We start from the raw sequence: 19,415 nt of genomic DNA, 5'->3' as shown, positions 1-19,415 counted from the left end.
ACTTATGATCTACAATTTAATAAAGCAAAACGTAAAAAAGCAGCGGTCTATTCCGCTGCTTCTTCGATTACTTACTTTATTTTATTATTGAAACTCTGCTTTTATTATTTTTCCATTCCTTACATTGTCATAAATCGTTTCATGATCTTTAATAATTTTTCCTGATACTAACACATATTCTATTCCAGCTGAGTATGATGCCGGGTTTTCAGGAGTTGCTGTATCAAGAATTTCGTTATAATCAAAAATAGTAATATCAGCTGTTGCCCCTACGTTTATTCTACCTCGCGTTTGCATTGATGGTGTAAACTTCTCTAAATGCTTGGCATTTAAATATGTTACTTTTTGCAAACCTAACATAAATGGAACGATATCTTTATCACGCACATAGTGACCTAAAAACCTTGCGAAGTTACCAGCACCACGAGGGTGTTCTTTAACGATATCAATGATTGAGTCACTACCAATCATACTGTGAGGAACTTGCATCGCTTGGATTACTTCTTCCTCATCCATTGCGTGAACGATAATGATACCGCCCTTTTTACGCATTTCATTGAACGTTTCTTCTGTAAGTCGTTCAGTTGTCCCTGCCACTTGAATGTCAGAATATGTGATACCAAAACGAGTTTGCCAATCCCCACTCATACGTTCAAAAGCGATGTTTGTTGCCCACGAATCATAAGCATAAATATCAAATGTTACTTGATACCCTTCCGCTCTTGCTTCTTCAATCATTGCAATCGCTTCATCCATCGCACCAGTTCCACCAGTACTATGCAAGTGCATAAAGTGAACAGGAGCATCAAGTTCTCGTGCATACCCTAACACTTCTTTCACTGTATCAATACTTGTATTTTCGCCAGTGATCGCTGAATATCTCCCGTGAAAATGAGTCGGAATCCCATACTCTTTCGCAACTTTCATAATCGCTTTAATCTCTTCTGACGTTGTTCCAGGATAATACTCAGGACTAAAGGAAACAGCTAGTGCGCCTTTTTGAATTTCTTCACGAGCACGTTGTGCCATCTTCTCAATTTGCTCTTGTGTTGGTGTTCCATGATTTCCGAGACCTTGCTCATAGCGAAGTCGTATAGCATATAAAGAACCACCAACATTTACTAACGTTGGGTATCTCGTGTATTGCGAGAAAAAGTTATCGAAATCTGAAGTTCCACCATGCATCGAAAGGTTTGTAGTTACTCCATCTCCGATTTTAAATTTTGCCGCCATTAAGTTTGGGTTAAATGACAACATATCAATGAAACCAGGACTGACAATTTTATGACTTGCATCAATCTCTTCAACACCATTTAGCTGTTCTTTTGAAATTTTTGCAATCTCGTCACCTAAAATACCAATGTTATAACCGAATTTCATTGTTTCTGTTTCAGGATCAACAACAATACCATTTGAAATAACCACATCATATGTGAGTTCGTCATTCGTTTCATTTTCAATTGCGAATGTGTATGGTACTTCACTTGTTACAAAGCCACCTTTTGGCTGCTCTGTTGCAACGCGGTATAATAACTTATCATTTAAGATAAATTTTGCTTCCTTTTCTGTCTCATCAACCATTTTCGTTTCATTTGTCGCTAATTTGTGAATGTAAGTCGTGTGTTTACTCCCATTTGTAATTGTATATACGACATTTTCAATATCTTCCGTTACATCAATCCATGATATGAAAGATTCCTCTGTTGGTAGGTCTACGACTAATACATCCATATGTGAATCAAAGACTAATGTATTTAAAATAATTTCTGCCTTTTTTTCTTGGGAGTTTGTTTTAGCATAAAACATACCTTCCATATAGCCGTCTTTATATTTAATATTACTAATTTTCTCGTTACCTTCTACAAAAATCTCTTTTACTGCTGTCTTACTTGTTAAGTCAAAAACATCAATTACATTTTGACCATTACTATCAATTCCTTGTATATATAAATAGTTGTTGTTTTTATTAATCTCTATATTTTGAAAATCTTTTGCATTAGCTGACAATTCTATTTCACTAACGAGAGATAGATTACCTATCTTACCTTCTTCATGATTACCTACATACAAAGCTTTTTGGTCGCCTTCACTTACTAAAACATAGTACTCTTCTCCAGCAAAGGTAATACCTAAAATGTTGAGCATTTCATCAGTTGGCTCATTTTCGTCTTCTGTGCTAGTTATATCTTCTTCCCTTTGGTTATTTTCTTCATTCGTTTCATTAGAAGAATCTTTCGTAAAGAAGTATGCACTCGCAGCTAACAAAACTACCGCAATAATTAAAAGCATTTTGTTATTCATCGTTTTCCCCCTAAATAATTATGACTGGTATTTATGTAATACATAATTCAAATATAAAATAAGAACTTGTCCACTCTTAAGTATATGTCATTATTGTGCCATCTACATCTTTCGAGCAGTTTCTCCTCTAACATTACAGTATGTTTTTCCATGTTTCAAGTAGATGAAAAACCATAAATTATTCTACTTTATATGTAATCATCACTTATCTGTTTCACTAGAAATAAATACTTCTTTAGTACTATGATTTCAGCGCGATTCTATAGAACGTTCCTATCATTTTCCACTAGATTTCAAAAAATAGATTGCACTGTTTTCTGAATTAATATAATATTGTGAATAATTAAATAGAAAGGGTGATACAATTGAAAAAACCAATTACTGCTGTGACACTTTCCTTAGGTTTAGCATTTTCAGCGTATGCTTCAGCAAGTGCTGCTGATATCTCAACTGTCACAGTAAACAAAGACGTATCAACTGTATCGATAAGTTGGAATAGCGAAACAGGAACTCCATATTTTGTTACTGGAACTCTAGCAACCAGCACATCTATGACTGCCGAGGAGTTAGTACTAGACTATTTATCTTCTAAGAAAAACCTCTTCAAGTTCTCTTCACCTCATGCGAAACAATCATTTAAAATACTTGAAGTAAATCAAGATGATCTTGGTTTTACACATTTACGCCTACAACAAATGCATCAAGGAATTCCCGTATACGGTTCACAATTAACAGCACATGTTAAAAATGGGACGTTAATGTCCGTTTCAGGAACAGTAATTCCAGATTTAGAGAAGAAATCTTCTTTAAAGAAAAATAGTAAATTAACTGCGCAAGAGGCAATCAAAGTTGCTGAAGAAAAGTTAGGATTTACTGCAGACTACGAAAAGAAACCACATGCTGAATATATGGTCTATACAAAAGATGGACAAGCAAGTTTAGCTTACGTTGTTAACTTAAACTTCCTTTATCCTGAGCCAGGGAATTGGATGTTTACGGTTGATGCTGTAAGTGGCGACGTCCTTAATAGCTTTAATGCCATGCACTACGCAAAAGGTGGAAAAGGTGGGAAACCAGGCGGTGGTTCTGGAGGTACTGAGATTAAAACTACAGGAACTGGTACTGGTGTATTAGGGGATGCAAAAACGTTGAATATTACGCAAAAAGGTTCTTCTTATTACTTAGAAGATCGTACTCGTGATGGTTGGATTTACACGTATGATGCAAGCAATCGTACGAGATTACCAGGTAAGCTATGGGAAGATTTAGATGCACAATTTAATCTTTCCTATGATGCTGCCGCAGTAGATGCACATTACTATGCTGGTGTAACGTATGATTACTTTATGACTAAATTCAACAGAAATAGTTATGATGGCAACGGTGCTGCATTACATTCCACTGTGCACTATAGTCGAAGCTACAACAATGCTTTCTGGAATGGTCAGCAAATGGTATACGGTGATGGTGATGGTACAACTTTCGTTCCATTGTCAGGAGCACTTGACGTTGTTGCCCATGAATTGACACATGCCGTTACAGACAGCAGTGCTGACTTAATCTATCAAAATGAATCAGGCGCAATTAACGAATCAATGTCTGATATTTTTGGAACGTTAACGGAGTTTCACGCTAATAACAACCCAGATTGGTTAGTTGGTGAAGATATATATACTCCTGGAATTGAAGGAGATGCACTGCGCTCGATGGCAGATCCAACAGCAAGTAACGATCCAGATCACTATTCAGTTCGTTATACTGGTACACAAGACAACGGTGGCGTCCATTGGAACTCCGGTATCATCAATAAAGCAGCTTACTTATTAAGCCAAGGTGGAACACACTATGGTGTAGCTGTAACCGGTATTGGTAATGACAAAATGGGGGCAATTTTCTACCGTTCATTAACACAATACTTAACTGCTTCTTCTAACTTTAGTCACCTACGTGCAGCTGCAGTTCAAAGTGCTACCGACCTATATGGTGCAAATAGCTCTGAAGTAGCATCTGTTAATCAAGCATTTGATGCAGTTGGAGTTAATTAATTTTATAGTTTCGTAGTTTTAAAGGATGCAAAGAAATTTTGCATCCTTTTCATTTTATTTTTAATCTAATAAAGCTATAATAAAGATGAAGTACTGTTAAATAAAGGAAGTGCATCACTTTGGCAATTACATATGAAGTAATAGAAGAAAATAATATTGAAGTTTTACGAGAGCTATGTAATGAACTAATGGCTTTTCAAAAGTCTAAAGCGAAAGTGCATCAAGAGTTTTTTGATTCAATGAATTTTGAAACACGCCTCGTTCCATCTGTTACAAATGCGAAATATAATTATATTGCAGTTGTAAAGGATGGAGAAATACCCGTTGGTTATGTTTATGCAAACATCTCAGCGAAGGAAGTATATGATAATGACTTTGCAACATTTTTTGATCTTGCATCTGTTAAGAAACCCGATGTTGGTTGTTTATCACAGTTTTATTTAAAAGAAGGCTATCGTGATCAAGGAATAGGCTCTAAGTTAATCCAGATGTCGATGGACTGGTTAAAAAATTTTGAAGACATTGAAGACTATTTTGTTTTCGTCTCGAATGGAAATGAGACAGCTCTAAAGTTTTACGAGAGAAAAGGATTTTCCGTTAGTCATGATATTTTAGATGGATTTATTACAGTGCTTCGCAAAAGTAAATAAAGGGGGCTTGTAAATGGTAAAGAAACTAGTCGTCGGTCTTATTTGTGCAATAATATTTACGATTCACTTTACAGCTAATGGTGCTGAAGAATATTTTACAACTTACTTAATATTTTCTACTGTTATTTACTTAGCCTTAGGGGTCCCTATTTCTCTCTATGTAGATAAATTAATTAACGAACATGTGAAAAGTAAAAGTGCCATAATAACATTCTTCATTAGTTTATCTTTATACGCACTAGCAGGAGCATTACTAATTGCTGTACTTGATATCATTATAAACCTTTACGGGTTTGAATATATCCATTTACTTCTTTTTGGTGCAATAGCTGCTTCTCTTTTCTATATTATTCAAGTTATCGTTTCAAAATTTTTCTTCCATAAAAGCGCAGCTTAATCAAATCAAATTAAAAAACTGCTACCTAATTAAAAAGGAGGTAGCAGTTTTTCGTCTTATGTCCCACAAAGCGTTTGGTAATGTTTCATGCAACTTACTGGATGTTACTTTATCAAATAAGCCCTCGCTTCATACGGTTTAAGTGGTGATAATAGTTCATTAGTAGAATAATTTCCTATAAGCTTTCGATTAGTAGTAAAAGATAAGGAATCTGGCAACTCAAACCCAACTTCTTCATTTGAAAAATTACATAATACGATCAGTTTTTCTTCACCGAGCGTTCGTGTATATGCATAAATCTTTTCATCATCATCCAAAATTAGATCATAGGATCCGTAAACGATAATGTCATTTTCCTTCCGCAGCTTAATTAACTTTTGATAAAAATAAAAAATCGAATTTTCATCTGCAAGTGCGTTATTAACATTAATTTCTTTATAATTAGGATTAACTTTCAGCCACGGAGTCCCAGTAGTAAAACCTCCATGCTCAGTTGCATCCCACTGCATCGGTGTTCTCGCGTTGTCACGCCCTTTAATATAGATGGCCTCCATAATCTTCTCATGGTCTTCCCCACCATCAATAACTTTTTCCCGATACATGTTATGTATTTCAATGTCGTTATATTCTTCAATTGACTGAAATTGAACATTAGTCATTCCAATTTCTTCACCTTGATAAATATAAGGTGTTCCTTGCAAGAAGTGTAGGAATGTTGCTAACATCTTTGCTGATATCACGCGATATTCTTGATCATCCCCTAATCGAGAAACCATACGAGGTTGATCATGGTTGTTTAGGTAAAGGCTATTCCATCCCTTGTCCTCTAATTCTTTCTGCCATTTTGTCATCACTTCTTTTAAGTCCGTTAGCTTCCATGGCTTAACATCCCACTTACCACCTGGTCCTGAATCGAGATCCATATGCTCAAACGTAAAGATCATGTTTAATTCCGTTCCTTCTTCGTTCGCATATTGCTTGGCATCTTCCGTAGATGCCCCTGGCGTTTCACCAACAGTAATAATGTCGTACTTAGATAGAACTTCTCGGTTCATTTCTTGAATGTAATCATGCACTTTAGGGCCATTCATAAAATAATCCCCGCCCCACTCATATCTTTTTCCACCAGGAACGCTAGGTAGTCCTTCAGCTTTTGATATTAAGTTAATGACATCCATTCGAAAACCATCGATTCCCTTATCAAGCCACCACGTCATCATGTCATAAATTTCTTTACGTAAATTCTCATTTTCCCAATTTAAATCTGGCTGTTTTTTACTAAATAGATGAAGGAAGTATTCATCTGTTTCTTTGTCATATTCCCAGGCAGATCCACTAAAGACAGATGTCCAATTATTCGGTTCCTGCCCATCTTTTCCTTTGCGCCAAATATAATAATCACGATAAGGGTTATCCTTTGATTTTCGCGATTCCACAAACCAATGATGTTCATCTGATGAATGATTAACGACTAAATCCATCATTAATTTCATACCACGCGCATGCAATCCTGCTAACAACTCATCCCAGTCAGCCATTGTACCAAAGTCGTCCATGATATTTTGATAATCACTAATATCGTAACCGTTGTCATCATTCGGTGACTTATATACAGGAGATAGCCATATGACATCAACACCCAATTGTTTTAAATAATCAAGCTTTGAGGTAATACCTTTTAAATCACCAATACCATCACCATTACTGTCCATAAAGCTTCTTGGATAAATTTGATAGACAACACTTTCTTTCCACCATTTTTTCTGCATCACTATCTACCTCTCATTTTTGCTATTGCATTTGTTCCTAGCGAAGACGCTATCCTTTAAGAGAAAATTCCACGACACATTCGACATGCGCAGTATGAGGGAACATATCTACAGGTTGAATCGACTTTATTCCGAACCCTTTACTAGATAAATACCCTGCATCCTTGGCAAGAGTAGATGGGTTACATGAAACATAAACAACTTTTTTCGGCTTTACTTTTACAATTGTTTCTAAAAGTTTTTGATCACAACCTGTCCGAGGTGGATCAACAACAACGACATCAGGCTTCCAACCTTCATTTACCCACTTGGGCATTAATTGCTCCGCTTTTCCTACAAAATAGGTTGCCTGTTGAAAATTATGCTTTTTTGCATTTTTCTTCGCATCATCAATCGATTCTGGAATGACATCCATTCCGCGAATTTCTGCGGCATCTTTGGCAAGCCATAACCCTATTGTACCAACACCGCAGTAAGCATCTACGACTTTTTCCGTTCCAGTTAATGCTGCTGCTTTCTTCACTTCATCATATAGTTTTACAGTTTGAATAGGATTAAGTTGGAAGAAGGCTCTTGCTGAAAGTTCAAAAGATAAATCTCCAAGTGTTTCTTGAATTACTTCTTCACCGCCTAAATGAAGTGTTTTATCTCCGAAAATAAGTGACGTTTTTTCGCCATTAATATTTTGTAAAATAGAAGTAACTTCTGGCAGACGCTTTTGTACTTCTCTAATTAAAATATTCTTTTTCGGAATGTCTTTTTGGGTAGTAATTAAAACTAGTTGTACTTGTCCAGTCTCAAACCCGACTCTCGTAACGATGGTGCGAATGATGCCGCTTCGTTTTCTTTCATTGTAAATTGATATATTTAAATCACTTAATATCGTTTTGACAGTTTGTGTCACTTTATTCGTTGCTGGATGCTGAATTGCACATTCACTAATATCTACGAGCTGATGTGAGTTTAAGCCGTATAGCCCCGCAATTACTTTTTCTTTTTCTTTGCCGACTTGAAGCTGACTTTTATTTCGGTATTGCCACGGTTCTTCCATGCCAATTGTTTCTTTAATTGTTAGTTTGTCAGCAATATGTTTCAAATACTTTTCAAATGCTTGCTTTACAATGTCTCGCTTTTCTTTTAACTGCTGATCATATGCTAAATGCTGAAGCTGACATCCACCACATTGCTCATAAACTGGACAAGGTGGCGCTACTCGATGGGCAGATTTTTTGCGAATTTTTTTCACTTTGCCCTCGATAAATTTTTCATGTACTTTTACTGCCGTAGCTACGACTTCTTCACCAGGCAAAGCACCGTAAACAAAGGCGACTTTTCGCTTGAAATAGCCAACACCTTCTCCATTAATCCCAAGTCTTTTTATTGTAAGTGGAAACGTATCTCCGACTTTTAATTGTGCTTGTTCTTTTGTTTTCATTCCGATTCACTCCGTACTTTCTCATTTTCCATGCTAAGCCATAAATATAATGTGGCATAGCTGCGATATGGTGCCCATTTTTCACCAAGTTGTATCATCATATCTTTAGTAGGCTTTTTTTCTAAGTTGAGTAATTTCTTTAGTGCATTTTGAATACCAATATCTCCTACTGGATAAATATCTTCTCGACCATATGCAAATAAGAGCATATTTTCTGCAGTCCATGGACCTATGCCCCGTAATGCCGTTAGCTGCTTGATTATTTCCTCGTCTGACAATTCACTTAGTTTTTCTAAATCTAATTGTCCTGATGCAACCTTCTCTGACGTTTGGATTAAATATTCTGCTTTACGCTCACTAAACTGCATTTCACGTAGTTCTTCTACCGTTAAACTACTAACTTTTTCTGGTGTAGGATAAAACCAAACACCTTCCACCTCTTCACCAAATCCTTTTACAAAGCGTTCTGATAACGTTGCTGCAAATTTTAAATTTAATTGTTGGTGAATGATACATTTAACAAGACAACGATAAGGATCAAATTCACGGATAATCGGTGCACCTGCAAACAAATAAAATAGAGGGGCTAACTCTGTTTTGGCGAAATGCTCCTGCAACTTACTTAGCGATTTATCCCACTGAAATATTTCATTCAAATTTTTCAGTATTAGATCTTGCTCACTCTTTGGAGCATTTATACTTCTTACATTAAAAGCAGGGTCTTCGGTCCTACCAATAAATTGTACTTCGACGACACGTTTTTCATTTTGAATTAGCAAAGGAACTTTTATACTTCTTTCTTCTTTATTAACTTCATGTAACGGGTCCCTACCCAAACGGTTTATTAATAAATTAAAATTGTACGGTCCTTTAAATTTAACTATGTACTCCCACATGATACTTCACTCATTTTCATTTTTCATTTAATTATAACAGAAAGTAAAAAATGCTTATGGGCTAAAGGCTCGGCAAAATCTACTTAAACAATAAGCCCCCATTGTAAATGGGAGCTTCATTATTATCGAGCATTTTGCATTGGATCATCAAAAAGTAATGCGTCCAACGACTTAAACGTATATCCTTGTTTTCTTAAATCATCAATTACTTTTCCTAACGCTTCCGCATTATCTTTGGAAACGGAATGAAGTAGCATGATCGCTCCAGGGTGTACTTGTTGCATAATTTTATCGTACGCATATTTCCAGCCTTTTTGATTGTCAGTTTCCCAATCTTTATAGGCAAGTGACCAAAACACATTCGTGTAGCCAAGCTGTTTACTTAAGGCTAACGTTCGCTCACTAAAAATCCCTCGTGGCGGACGTAAGTATGTCATATCTTTCTTACCAGTCAGTGCTTCATATTCACTTTTTACTTTATCCAACTCTTCTTTTAGCCTTGCATCACTAACTGTCGTTAAATCTGGATGATGCCACGAATGGTTTCCAACAGTATGCCCTTCTTTCACCATCCGTTTTACTAAATGTGGTTGATCCTTCAAATAATGTCCAGTGACGAAAAATGCAGCAGGTACTTTCTTTTCTAGGAGCACATCTAACACTTTTTCTGTATAGCCATTTTCATAGCCATTATCAAACGTTAAATACAATTCTTTTTCTTCAATATTACCGATAAAAAAGCTTTCATATTTAGGGATTAACGGGGCAAAAGGTTCTTGCGCTATTGAGGCTGGTTGATGGTTCTTACTTTTCTTAAATCCCCAATGATACGGTTTATTTTCGTATTGTGTTGCCGACGCTGATATTGGTAACGCCACACTTATTAATAAAACAATGCCAATCAATAGTAACTTTTTCATATCCATTCTCCTCTTTTTTACCTAGTTTTCGTAGGAACAAAGGAAATCATGTATGAAGTGCCGAAATTGATGGATAAGAGAAAAAGAACGAGGAGGACTGAAGGATGAGTGAGAAAAATAAAAGTAGTATTGGAACCATCGCTTGGCGAGATCTCACTGTGGAAAATGCTGAGGAGATAAAAGATTTTTACTGTAAAGTCGTTGGTTGGAAAGCTAGCCCCCATGACATGGGAGATTACCATGATTTTGATATTAAGACACCTGAAGGAGACACGGTGACAGGAATTTGTCATGCGAAAGAAAGTAATGCTAACATTCCAGCCCAGTGGCTCATGTACGTAAAAGTTGAAAGTGTAAAAAAGAGTGCAGAAGTATGTGTTGAAAATGGCGGGAAAATCATTGATGGCCCACGTCAGATGGGACAAATGTTATTTTGTATTATTCAAGACCCAGCAGGCGCTGTACTAGCAATTCATGAATAAAAGTGAGGAGGTTAAGTTATGTATGATGTCTTATCATCTAAACAAGGATCAGAATTAGTAGCAAAGGTTCGGGAGATTTGTATAAATTTCCGTGAAGTGACAGAAGGTATTGATAAATTTGGCCATACGTCGTTTCGTATTAAGGACAAGCCGTTTATAATCTTTGGCGAATATGAAGGTAATATTACTATGTCAATAAAGACATTAATGGAAACGCAAGAGCTATTAATACAATCTGGAAAGTTTAAAAAATCTCCTTACATCGGCAGACATGGTTGGAGTACTGTTTTAGATGTATCAGCCATTGATTGGGAGGAAATGAAGGATCTAATATTAGAAGGATATTTACGATGTGCACCGAAAAGTATTGTTAAGGATTATCAAAAAACATCGACATAATCGTTCACTTGAAAAAGGTCGACATGGAGGTGAAAATGTTGGATTTTTGGTTTTATCTAGTCATCGCAATCGGAATTTATCTGCTTTATTATGGGTATATTGCAAAAAAGAAATATGAGTTTCGCGGAAAAGAAATGGAGATTCAGCTGAAGCATAAAAAATTAGAATTAGAAATGAAGAAATTGGAGCTGAAGCAATTAGATAATACCCCTGTGATTACAGAGCAAAAGAAAAAGGCTTAATTCAAACGACACTTGTGTCGTTTTTTCTTCGGTCTAAGTTGAAAGAAAAGGAAAAGCACTACACTTTTTTTATAAGTGCAATGCTTTGTTTGATTTATTTGAAAACTGGGTCTTTAAATTTCGCTAATTTTTCAAGTGATGATTTATTTACATCCTCATGTAAGCTGTTTCCATGAGAGTCCATTGTTACTACAGCTGTAAAGCCTTCAACCTTTAAATGCCACATAGCTTCAGGAATTCCGAATTCCATTAAATCAACGCCTTCAACCGATTTAATACAGTCAGCATAATATTGTGCTGCCCCACCGATTGCATTTAAGTAAATTCCACCATGTTCTTTTAAAGCTGCTAATGTTTTCGGTCCCATTCCGCCTTTTCCAATGACTGCACGGATACCAAATTTTTTCATAATATCACCTTGGTAAGGCTCCTCGCGAATACTAGTCGTCGGTCCTGCAGCTTTCACATGATATTTTCCAGCTTCATCTTTCATCATAACGGGTCCACAATGGTAAATGATTTGACCATCTAAATTTACAGGTGCATCATGATCAGATAAATGCTTATGGATCGCATCACGACCTGTGTACATCATACCGTTAATTGTTACAACATCCCCAACATTTAATTGGCGAATTTCTTCTTCTGAGATTGGCGCTTGAAGTGTTACATGTTTCGGTCCATTTTCACTTTCAAGTTTAGCCGCTTCTTTTTCCACTTGTTCCGTGAAATCAATTTCTTCGCCTTCCATGTACAGCCATTCGTTAATACTTCCAGTAGAAGCATCAATTTTCACTCCTAAACGGCGGAAAGCCCAACAGTTATACGCAACAGACACGAAGAAGCTTGCTGGTATACGGTTAATTACACCTATTTTACAACCTAGTAACGTTGTTTCACCGCCGAACCCCATTGTTCCAATACCAAGTTCGTTGGCATTGTCCATCACATATTCTTCAAGCTTACGCAAATCTTCGTTTTCATTAACATCATCATTGTTACGGAATAATTGTTCTTTTGCTAATTCGTAGCCAGAAGTACGGTCTCCACCAATTCCTACACCGATGAATCCAGCACTACAGCCTTGCCCTTGTGCTTGGTAAACGGAATGCATAATACATTTGCGAATACCATCTAAATCACGTCCAGCACGGCCTAATCCATCTAACTCAGCAGGAAGGCTATATTGAATATTTTTATTTTCACATCCGCCACCTTTTAAAATTAGGCGAGCATCAATGTAGTCGTTTTCCCATTGTTCAAACTTAATGACCGGTGTTCCTAACCCTAAATTATCCCCAGTGTTTTCCCCTGTAATGGAGTCAACAGAATTCGGGCGAAGCTTACTATTTTTCGTTGCTTCTGCAATTGCTTCATAAATTGCTTTTTTCATTTCGATTTGGTTTGCACCAACTGGTACCTTTATCTTAAATGTCGGTAATCCAGTATCTTGGCAAATTGGCGATACATTTTCATCAGCCATTTTAATATTATTAGTAATTGTATCTAAAGACATCGCAGCACGAGTTCCTGCATTTTCACGTGCTTTCGCTTTAACGATGGCACGGCGTACGTCTTTTGGTAGTTTTGTTGACGTTTCCACAATTAAATCGTACATACTTTTCTTGAACTGTTCCAAGATTCATTTCCCCTTTTTATCCAGTTTCTCTCCATTCTTATTATAAAGGCTACTCTACTTTTGTGAAAGAGAAAAACCCGAATGCAATTGCATCCGGGCACGTTATCGTTTTTAATTTAATCTTTTAGTTGCTTACATGTCTCTTCTAAGTCTGTAACCATTTCTAAAATACGATCAATTTCAGATAAGTCAACTTGCTCTGGTTCAATCTCATCGATTGCTTTATACAACTTATCGACTTTTGTTTTTAAAGTTACGATTCCTTCATTTGCCATTGTTCTCACCTCTAGTAAATATTGTAGCGAACATCACGTATTTCAACAAATTTTATTTTTTGATACTTCTTATCTTGTTCTTTTTCCTATATGATGTTTTATGGAGAGGAGAATGAAGATGAATATGAAAAAAGAACAAATGACTCCGACCAATGATCCTTGGGAAGCTTATTTAGATATTGAAGATCATGGAGAAATGGTTTTATCTAATGTTGAATTTACTACTACTACCTTGTGCAATATGCGTTGTGAACATTGTGCAGTTGGCTATACATTGCAAGTTAAAGATCCAGAACCACTTCCGCTTGATATAATTATTAACAGGTTAGAGGAAATCCCTACTTTAAGGTCTATAAGTATAACTGGCGGAGAACCGATGCTTTCGATAAAATCGGTTAACAATTATGTAGTACCGATTTTAAAATACGCCCATGAGCGTGGAATACGAACACAGATTAACTCGAATTTAACGATGGAATATAGTCGCTATGAAAAAATAATTCCATACTTAGACGTATTACATATTTCCCATAATTACGGTAGTGTCGATGACTTCGTAAATATTGGATTTGCTGTAATGGATAAAAAACCAAGCTATGAACAACGTGCTGCTTACTTTGACCGAATGGTCGACAATTGTAAGAAGCTTACGGCAGCTGGTGTTTTCGTTTCCGCTGAAACGATGATTAATACAAAAACTCTTTCTAATATAGAAAAAATACATAAACAAGTTATCGCAATGGGTTGTCAAAGGCACGAAGTACACCCAATGTACCCAAGTGATTTTGCTAGTAAATTAGATGTCGCTTCGCTTCCTGAAATTCGCGAAGGTATTCATCGTTTATTAGATCATAGGGATAAAAAGGTTTGGATGTTATTTGGCACACTTCCTTTTTATTCATGTAATAACAATGAAGAAGATCTCGCTTTATTAAAAAGGTTACACACAGAGGAAAATGTGACAGTGAGAAATGATCCCGACGGTCGTTCTAGATTAAATGTAAATATCTTTAACGGTGATATTATTGTGACTGATTTTGGTGACACACCACCACTAGGAAATATACAAACCGACTCCCTCCAAGATGCTTATAATAAGTGGAAAGAGTCTACGATCGCAAAAGAAATAAACTGCCACTGTCCTAGCGTTAAATGCCTTGGACCAAACATTTTAGTTAAAGATGCCTATTACCCCGAAATAGACTTTACTAAACGAACATCAAATTTATAGACCGGAAAAGAAAAGCCAATCGATGATTGGCTTTTTCCATATTTGCTGGCAACTTTACTGTGGCGTATCTGACATGATAAATTGTAGCGATAGATGATCTTGTACAGGAATCCAAGCACCAATTCCTTGTTGCGTAATATTTTTTACAACTAGCATTTTTTTACTGCCTTTTAAAACTAAATAAACTTCACCATACGTAATCTTCCCTTTTTCGTTAACTGCAGGAACAAATCCGTAAATGTAACCTAATTTTTTCGGTTGTACATTATAAACTTGGCTTTCTGTCTTCGTTCCTTTGCCAATAACTGTGTCAAACGATAATGGTAAACCTGTTTTTTCACTTGCTTTTAACATCATCATTTTTTTCACTTCATCACTATTAGGAGCTTTTGACGTTAATCCACCACTCATCTTTGCTTCTTCTTCTTGGACATAATGCACTTTTTGAATGTTGTTACCACCACGATTATCGATGCGGTTCACATTTGCTTTACGGTATTCCCAATTGACACTCGTTTCACGCGATTCATAAGATAACGGCCATAATCCTAAATAGATTGTAGCTCTGTATCCTACTGCGAACGGTGTACTTTTAATTGATGATTCATTTAATAATCGAATTAAACTTGGATTCTCAACTTTTACTTCAGCAGTTTCTAATAATTCACTAGCTAATTCACTAGGCTGTAAATGTGGCAAGTCTTGAGCCGGATTTGGATAAGTATTTTCCTTTGAGATATTAATAACAGACTTTGGAACCTCAAACTGTTTACTTTTTTCCTCTTTCTTTTCCGCAAAGACAGAACCATAACCATTTGAACTCATTAATAGAAGCAATAATGCTGCAATAACTGCGGTGAATTTCTTCATAACTATTCCTCCTTGTTTGCTTCATTTCGCTTATTTTCTTCTTTCTATGCCTGCTTTATCCAAAAATGCGAAAAAAAAATAACCTTTACGATAAATCGTAAAGGTTATTAGCTGTAAATGATCCATAAAGTTTTTCTATTGGTTTAATAAATAATTGAATTAAAGGTCCAATGAGAAATGTTACTAAAATTGTTCCGACAAAAATAGGTCCTGAGAATAGTAAGGCAAAAACGAGTGCTGTTAATTCCCCTATAGTTTTTGATATAGAAACACTTAACCCAGTCGTTTTATGAATTGCCATCATAAATCCATCGATTGGAATAAAAGCAAACTTTGCTTGTAAATATGTTGCAATTCCTAATGAAAGCAACACAATACCAATAAACAAAATGACAATTTGTAGCCATAAAGTTGTTGCCATCCATCCTTGGAATACAAATTCTAACCAAAAATCAATCATCTCACCAACAAGGACAACTGTAATAATCGCATATAAATCTGGGAATGTTCTTAAAAGTAATGCATTGATTGCTATTAAAAGTAAACCAACGATAATAACCCAGTTTCCAACTGATAATCCAATCGTTTCAGAAAGGCCCACATTTAAAGCGTCCCATGCACCTGTTCCTAAATCAGCCACAATAGTTAAAGGCACTCCAAAAGATATAATTGCTAATCCCACTATATAAAATAAACCACGAATAATCGTCTCTTTTTGCATAAGTTCCTCCAGTAAGTTCTCTTCAATGTAAGTTTTTAGTATAATGCCTTTTTTTATACTTGTACACCTGAAAGGAAATATTAATAATCTTCAAAAAGCAAAGTGATATAATGGTAATAGTTATTATAATGGAGGAAATAAAATGACATACATAATTGAGATGACAAAGCCAATTCTTTCAAATTTTTTCGTACAGCTATTTTTAGTAATACTAATTGCCTATTTTAGTGTTGTAATTATTCGCATAGCTGTGCAGCGCTTTTTTGCAAAAACTGATTTTTTATCAGAACGTCGTGAAAAAACATTAGAAAGTATGATTGTTTCCATTGCTCAATATGCAGCTTCCATAGGGATTATCATTTTTGCATTATCGCACTTTGTTGAAATAGGCAAGCTGTTAGCTGGCGCAGGAGTCATTGGGATCATTGTTGGTTTTGGTGCACAAAGTTTAATAAAAGATATATTAAGTGGTGTAACGCTCTTATATGAAAAGCAACTACATAAAGGCGATTTTATTACAGTCAATAATGAATATAGTGGAACAGTCGAAGAAATAGGATTACGCCTTTTAAAAATCCGGCAATGGAGTGGGAAACTTCTAACAATTAGAAATGGTGAAGTTTCTGAAATCCTCAATTTTAATATGCACAAAATGAGAGTAATCGAAAAAGTAGCGATCAGCTTTCAAGAAAACCCAGCTAAAGTAATGAATGTTTTGGAAGGTGCCTGTAACGAACTAAATGCAAAACATACGAATTTTCTTTTAAAAACACCAACTGGAGAAATTATTGAAAAGTTTCAAGTGTACGGGATGACATCAGTAAATGCTACATTCCGGGGATATGAGTATACAGTTATCGGATTAGTTGAAGATAAAATATATTTTACCGCTGCAAAAAATGTAAGGTTAACAATCGCCCAACACCTTTATAATGAAGGCATCCAAATGGCAGAAGAGAACGTGCGTCTACTAAGTAGAACGATGAATACAAAAGAAACAGCTTATGAAAAATCATAAGCTGTTTTTTTATTCAATAATACCAACATAATCTTCAATCTTAGCCATATTTATTTCTGTATTAAGGTCATGCTTCTTTAAATATTTTACTTTTACATCAATTAATTTTTCAACTATAGGTACAGAACTACCTTTAATCTCTAATAATAATTTTCTTGTATAAAGTAAATCATAATAAGTAACTAATTTATAATCTTTGGATTGAAATGATTTATCTTGGTTTATTTGATAAAAAAGACTTCCATCTTTTTCATCGATCCAACGATCACCTGTATCAATAAGTGCATTTAAAAGTTTATCCCCTGCCTCTAGGTACTTTTCATCTCCTGACTTCTGATATGAATAATAAAAATAATTCATTAAACTTAAGCCATGGTTTAATGATGTGTGAGTCATGCTATGCCCATAATCAGAAAAGTAATCAACTAAAAACATACCATTTTCAGTATTAATTGTTTGACCTTCTTCTAATTTTTCTATTAGAAAGTCCGCATATATTTTATAATTTTCATTATACTCGTCTATGCCTAGTACGTTTGCTCGCCTCATTTGCTCCCTAAAGATGTTATCATTATGTCTAGTATCTACATAATAGGTAGGGATTCCATATTTCCCTTCGAGCCATGTGCTAGTGTAATTAGAATACCAGAGCCCATCATTTTCTCGAATTAACTCCAACTGAACAAATGAATTCCAATTGATATCTTCGAAAAATCTAGCCTTTGTTTCTTCATTCGCGATAATCGATTTTTTGGCGCTTTGACGCACTAAGGAGCGAACGTAACCCATATCTGAGAAAGGAAAAATAGAAGAAACAGATTTGGTAATAACTTCCGTAGGAGTTAGCCACTTATATTCATCTATTCCTATTTTCTGAGCTAATTCAAATTCATCATCACTAGTAAATAACTGGTCTTTACTAATGAGATACCAGGATTCTCCGAGGCTGTTATTAGCTGTAGTAGTAATAGCGACTTCCGTGACATCTTCATCTTGGGAAATTTGAATATCCCTTCTTTCTGAAATTAATTCATAGACTGTACTTGTTTTATTACTTTCAGGGTAAGTATGTTCTAATTTATTAAATAAATACTGTCCCCCAATAAAAATACTACCTTGTGATTTTCCTTCCTTAATAAAATTAATATAAGTAAATATATTAGTTGTCGGATCCACTTTATTTTTCTTTCGATGTGGATATACTTCTGCTGTTGAACGGTTTAATTCTTTTAGTTGATAGGAATTACTTTTCAACTTATTTAATAGGGTTATTTGAATGTTTTCCTTGGCATTTAAATGCACATAAACAAACATATCATCATTTGGTACTTCTCTAAGTGTTACATAAGCTAATCCGACATTTTCACCAGAGTTATTTTTAAGAATTAAATCGTATGTTGTATCTTTTACCCCATACATGTTCTTCGTTTCTATATTTTCTAATTCTAATTCGTAATTATTAACAGAAGCAGAAATATTATATGTTTCATTCAATACTATTTCACTTGTATTTTGATAATCACTTTTTGAATCGTCATTTACTAAAAAGTAGGATAACCCAAAACCAATAGCTGTAACCATCAGTAAAATTAATAAGAAGAATTTCTTCCGTTGCATGCTTTATACACCTTTTTCAAATTTTTTATTTTATTTTTAAACAATGTCCTAATCAACTATTGCAAATGTTTCTTTTATTTCAATACTTCCTTTAACAGATTGAACCATCGGACAATTTTTAGAGGATAGTTCAACTGCTTTTCTTAATTTTTCTTCCTTGAGATCTTTACCACTAATTAAAAAATGAATATGTATTTTTTCAATTCGATTTGCCTCTTCTTCATTTCTTTCTACATCAGCTTCGATCGTCATATTTGTTATTTCTACGCGTTGCTTTGCTAGTATTTTTCTTAGAACGCCCCCACTGCAGACAGCAATGGAAGATACCATTAGTTGAAAAGGACGAAATCCATAATCCTCGTCTCCAGCGACATGTAACTCGCCATATGCTAAATCTACTTTAAAACCAACATCTTCTTTCATTTCAAATTTCATATAAAATCACTCCATTTCATTATAGATTCAAGTATAACTAACTTAGGAAAACAATGTCCATATGCAGAGCTTA

At 35.2% G+C, this 19,415-nt stretch carries 19 protein-coding genes; 8 read left to right on the top strand and 11 right to left on the bottom strand.

Annotation, left to right across the window (positions count from 1 at the left end; all coding sequences use genetic code 11):
- Window positions 1-84: 84 nt before the first annotated feature.
- Window positions 85-2,301: an amidohydrolase family protein gene (locus CIB95_RS09795; RefSeq protein WP_094924667.1), complete on the bottom strand. Its 2,217-nt coding sequence runs from the start codon at window positions 2,299-2,301 to the stop codon at window positions 85-87.
- Between the two features lie 359 nt (window positions 2,302-2,660).
- Here CIB95_RS09795 and CIB95_RS09790 point away from each other — a divergent pair, with 359 nt between their 5' ends.
- From CIB95_RS09790 to CIB95_RS09780, 3 genes are all read left to right on the top strand, one after another.
- Window positions 2,661-4,346, top strand: coding sequence for a M4 family metallopeptidase (locus CIB95_RS09790; protein ID WP_408607219.1), 1,686 nt, complete (start codon window positions 2,661-2,663; stop codon window positions 4,344-4,346).
- Window positions 4,347-4,465: 119 nt separating this feature from the next.
- The gene (locus CIB95_RS09785) at window positions 4,466-4,996 is read left to right on the top strand and encodes a GNAT family N-acetyltransferase (protein ID WP_094924663.1); all 531 of its coding nucleotides are present in this window, start codon (window positions 4,466-4,468) and stop codon (window positions 4,994-4,996) included.
- Between the two features lie 13 nt (window positions 4,997-5,009).
- Window positions 5,010-5,393, top strand: a complete 384-nt coding sequence (locus tag CIB95_RS09780) for a hypothetical protein (RefSeq protein ID WP_094924661.1) — start codon at window positions 5,010-5,012, stop codon at window positions 5,391-5,393.
- 104 nt (window positions 5,394-5,497) lie between these two features.
- Here CIB95_RS09780 and CIB95_RS09775 read toward each other — a convergent pair whose 3' ends face one another.
- The 4 genes from CIB95_RS09775 to pdaA form a co-directional block, all read right to left on the bottom strand.
- A complete protein-coding gene (locus CIB95_RS09775; RefSeq protein ID WP_094924659.1) occupies window positions 5,498-7,162 on the bottom strand; it encodes a glycoside hydrolase family 13 protein in 1,665 nt (554 codons plus the stop codon).
- A gap of 49 nt (window positions 7,163-7,211) precedes the next feature.
- Window positions 7,212-8,597, bottom strand: a complete 1,386-nt coding sequence (gene rlmD, locus CIB95_RS09770) for a 23S rRNA (uracil(1939)-C(5))-methyltransferase RlmD (protein ID WP_094924657.1) — start codon at window positions 8,595-8,597, stop codon at window positions 7,212-7,214.
- Window positions 8,594-9,493, bottom strand: a complete 900-nt coding sequence (locus tag CIB95_RS09765; protein ID WP_094924655.1) for a DNA-3-methyladenine glycosylase family protein — start codon at window positions 9,491-9,493, stop codon at window positions 8,594-8,596. The genes rlmD and CIB95_RS09765 overlap by 4 nt, the downstream gene beginning before the upstream one ends.
- Before the next feature lie 122 nt (window positions 9,494-9,615).
- Complete coding sequence (gene pdaA / locus CIB95_RS09760) at window positions 9,616-10,413, bottom strand: delta-lactam-biosynthetic de-N-acetylase (RefSeq protein WP_094924653.1); 798 nt, start codon at window positions 10,411-10,413, stop codon at window positions 9,616-9,618.
- A gap of 104 nt (window positions 10,414-10,517) precedes the next feature.
- On the opposite strand from pdaA, the gene CIB95_RS09755 reads away from it, so the two are divergent.
- Genes CIB95_RS09755 through CIB95_RS09745 form a run of 3 tightly spaced genes read left to right on the top strand, consistent with a single transcriptional unit; the run spans window position 10,518 to window position 11,536 of the window.
- On the top strand, window positions 10,518-10,895 hold the full coding sequence (locus tag CIB95_RS09755; protein ID WP_094924651.1) for a VOC family protein: 378 nt from the start codon (window positions 10,518-10,520) through the stop codon (window positions 10,893-10,895).
- Between the two features lie 18 nt (window positions 10,896-10,913).
- Window positions 10,914-11,294 carry an MmcQ/YjbR family DNA-binding protein gene (locus CIB95_RS09750; RefSeq protein WP_094924649.1) on the top strand — a complete coding sequence of 127 codons (381 nt, stop codon included), beginning with the start codon at window positions 10,914-10,916 and terminating at the stop codon, window positions 11,292-11,294.
- A 35-nt stretch (window positions 11,295-11,329) separates the two neighbouring features.
- Complete coding sequence (locus CIB95_RS09745; protein WP_233144105.1) at window positions 11,330-11,536, top strand: hypothetical protein; 207 nt, start codon at window positions 11,330-11,332, stop codon at window positions 11,534-11,536.
- Window positions 11,537-11,630: 94 nt separating this feature from the next.
- On the opposite strand, the gene CIB95_RS09740 is transcribed toward CIB95_RS09745, so the two are convergent.
- Complete coding sequence (locus tag CIB95_RS09740; RefSeq protein WP_142296489.1) at window positions 11,631-13,175, bottom strand: fumarate hydratase; 1,545 nt, start codon at window positions 13,173-13,175, stop codon at window positions 11,631-11,633.
- 116 nt (window positions 13,176-13,291) lie between these two features.
- Window positions 13,292-13,450 carry an SE1561 family protein gene (locus tag CIB95_RS16210; RefSeq protein WP_158217608.1) on the bottom strand — a complete coding sequence of 53 codons (159 nt, stop codon included), beginning with the start codon at window positions 13,448-13,450 and terminating at the stop codon, window positions 13,292-13,294.
- A gap of 112 nt (window positions 13,451-13,562) precedes the next feature.
- Here CIB95_RS16210 and yfkAB point away from each other — a divergent pair, with 112 nt between their 5' ends.
- On the top strand, window positions 13,563-14,681 hold the full coding sequence (yfkAB, locus tag CIB95_RS09735; RefSeq protein WP_408607212.1) for a radical SAM/CxCxxxxC motif protein YfkAB: 1,119 nt from the start codon (window positions 13,563-13,565) through the stop codon (window positions 14,679-14,681).
- A gap of 54 nt (window positions 14,682-14,735) precedes the next feature.
- Here yfkAB and CIB95_RS09730 read toward each other — a convergent pair whose 3' ends face one another.
- Together CIB95_RS09730 and CIB95_RS09725 are read right to left on the bottom strand one after the other, a co-directional pair.
- A complete protein-coding gene (locus CIB95_RS09730) occupies window positions 14,736-15,551 on the bottom strand; it encodes a YfkD famly protein (RefSeq protein WP_094924646.1) in 816 nt (271 codons plus the stop codon).
- A gap of 85 nt (window positions 15,552-15,636) precedes the next feature.
- Window positions 15,637-16,272: a YczE/YyaS/YitT family protein gene (locus CIB95_RS09725; protein ID WP_094924644.1), complete on the bottom strand. Its 636-nt coding sequence runs from the start codon at window positions 16,270-16,272 to the stop codon at window positions 15,637-15,639.
- Window positions 16,273-16,414: 142 nt separating this feature from the next.
- Between CIB95_RS09725 and CIB95_RS09720 the strand changes: the two genes are divergently transcribed.
- Window positions 16,415-17,290, top strand: coding sequence for a mechanosensitive ion channel family protein (locus CIB95_RS09720; RefSeq protein ID WP_233144104.1), 876 nt, complete (start codon window positions 16,415-16,417; stop codon window positions 17,288-17,290).
- A gap of 9 nt (window positions 17,291-17,299) precedes the next feature.
- On the opposite strand, the gene CIB95_RS09715 is transcribed toward CIB95_RS09720, so the two are convergent.
- Together CIB95_RS09715 and CIB95_RS09710 are read right to left on the bottom strand one after the other, a co-directional pair.
- Window positions 17,300-18,907: a hypothetical protein gene (locus tag CIB95_RS09715; protein WP_094924642.1), complete on the bottom strand. Its 1,608-nt coding sequence runs from the start codon at window positions 18,905-18,907 to the stop codon at window positions 17,300-17,302.
- A 48-nt stretch (window positions 18,908-18,955) separates the two neighbouring features.
- A complete protein-coding gene (locus CIB95_RS09710) occupies window positions 18,956-19,342 on the bottom strand; it encodes an OsmC family protein (RefSeq protein WP_094924640.1) in 387 nt (128 codons plus the stop codon).
- Window positions 19,343-19,415 lie beyond the last annotated feature (73 nt).

It is taken from the genome of Lottiidibacillus patelloidae, assembly GCF_002262935.1.
In the GTDB taxonomy this organism is placed as follows: domain Bacteria; phylum Bacillota; class Bacilli; order Bacillales; family SA5d-4; genus Lottiidibacillus; species Lottiidibacillus patelloidae.
Note: the sequence above shows the minus strand (reverse complement) of the source record. Positions and strands in the feature narration are given on the sequence as shown.

Excerpts from the sequence above, each read along its gene's own strand:
- CIB95_RS09795 (WP_094924667.1), bottom strand. The coding sequence starts at position 2,301 with ATGAATAACAAAATGCTTTTAATTATTGCGGTAGTTTTGTTAGCTGCG.
- CIB95_RS09780 (WP_094924661.1), top strand. The coding sequence starts at position 5,010 with ATGGTAAAGAAACTAGTCGTCGGTCTTATTTGTGCAATAATATTTACG.
- CIB95_RS09775 (WP_094924659.1), bottom strand. The coding sequence starts at position 7,162 with ATGCAGAAAAAATGGTGGAAAGAAAGTGTTGTCTATCAAATTTATCCA.
- rlmD (WP_094924657.1), bottom strand. The coding sequence starts at position 8,597 with ATGAAAACAAAAGAACAAGCACAATTAAAAGTCGGAGATACGTTTCCA.
- CIB95_RS09765 (WP_094924655.1), bottom strand. The coding sequence starts at position 9,493 with ATGTGGGAGTACATAGTTAAATTTAAAGGACCGTACAATTTTAATTTA.
- pdaA (WP_094924653.1), bottom strand. The coding sequence starts at position 10,413 with ATGAAAAAGTTACTATTGATTGGCATTGTTTTATTAATAAGTGTGGCG.
- CIB95_RS09755 (WP_094924651.1), top strand. The coding sequence starts at position 10,518 with ATGAGTGAGAAAAATAAAAGTAGTATTGGAACCATCGCTTGGCGAGAT.
- CIB95_RS09750 (WP_094924649.1), top strand. The coding sequence starts at position 10,914 with ATGTATGATGTCTTATCATCTAAACAAGGATCAGAATTAGTAGCAAAG.
- CIB95_RS09745 (WP_233144105.1), top strand. The coding sequence starts at position 11,330 with ATGTTGGATTTTTGGTTTTATCTAGTCATCGCAATCGGAATTTATCTG.
- CIB95_RS16210 (WP_158217608.1), bottom strand. The coding sequence starts at position 13,450 with ATGGCAAATGAAGGAATCGTAACTTTAAAAACAAAAGTCGATAAGTTG.
- yfkAB (WP_408607212.1), top strand. The coding sequence starts at position 13,563 with ATGAAGATGAATATGAAAAAAGAACAAATGACTCCGACCAATGATCCT.
- CIB95_RS09730 (WP_094924646.1), bottom strand. The coding sequence starts at position 15,551 with ATGAAGAAATTCACCGCAGTTATTGCAGCATTATTGCTTCTATTAATG.
- CIB95_RS09725 (WP_094924644.1), bottom strand. The coding sequence starts at position 16,272 with ATGCAAAAAGAGACGATTATTCGTGGTTTATTTTATATAGTGGGATTA.
- CIB95_RS09720 (WP_233144104.1), top strand. The coding sequence starts at position 16,415 with ATGACATACATAATTGAGATGACAAAGCCAATTCTTTCAAATTTTTTC.
- CIB95_RS09715 (WP_094924642.1), bottom strand. The coding sequence starts at position 18,907 with ATGCAACGGAAGAAATTCTTCTTATTAATTTTACTGATGGTTACAGCT.
- CIB95_RS09710 (WP_094924640.1), bottom strand. The coding sequence starts at position 19,342 with ATGAAATTTGAAATGAAAGAAGATGTTGGTTTTAAAGTAGATTTAGCA.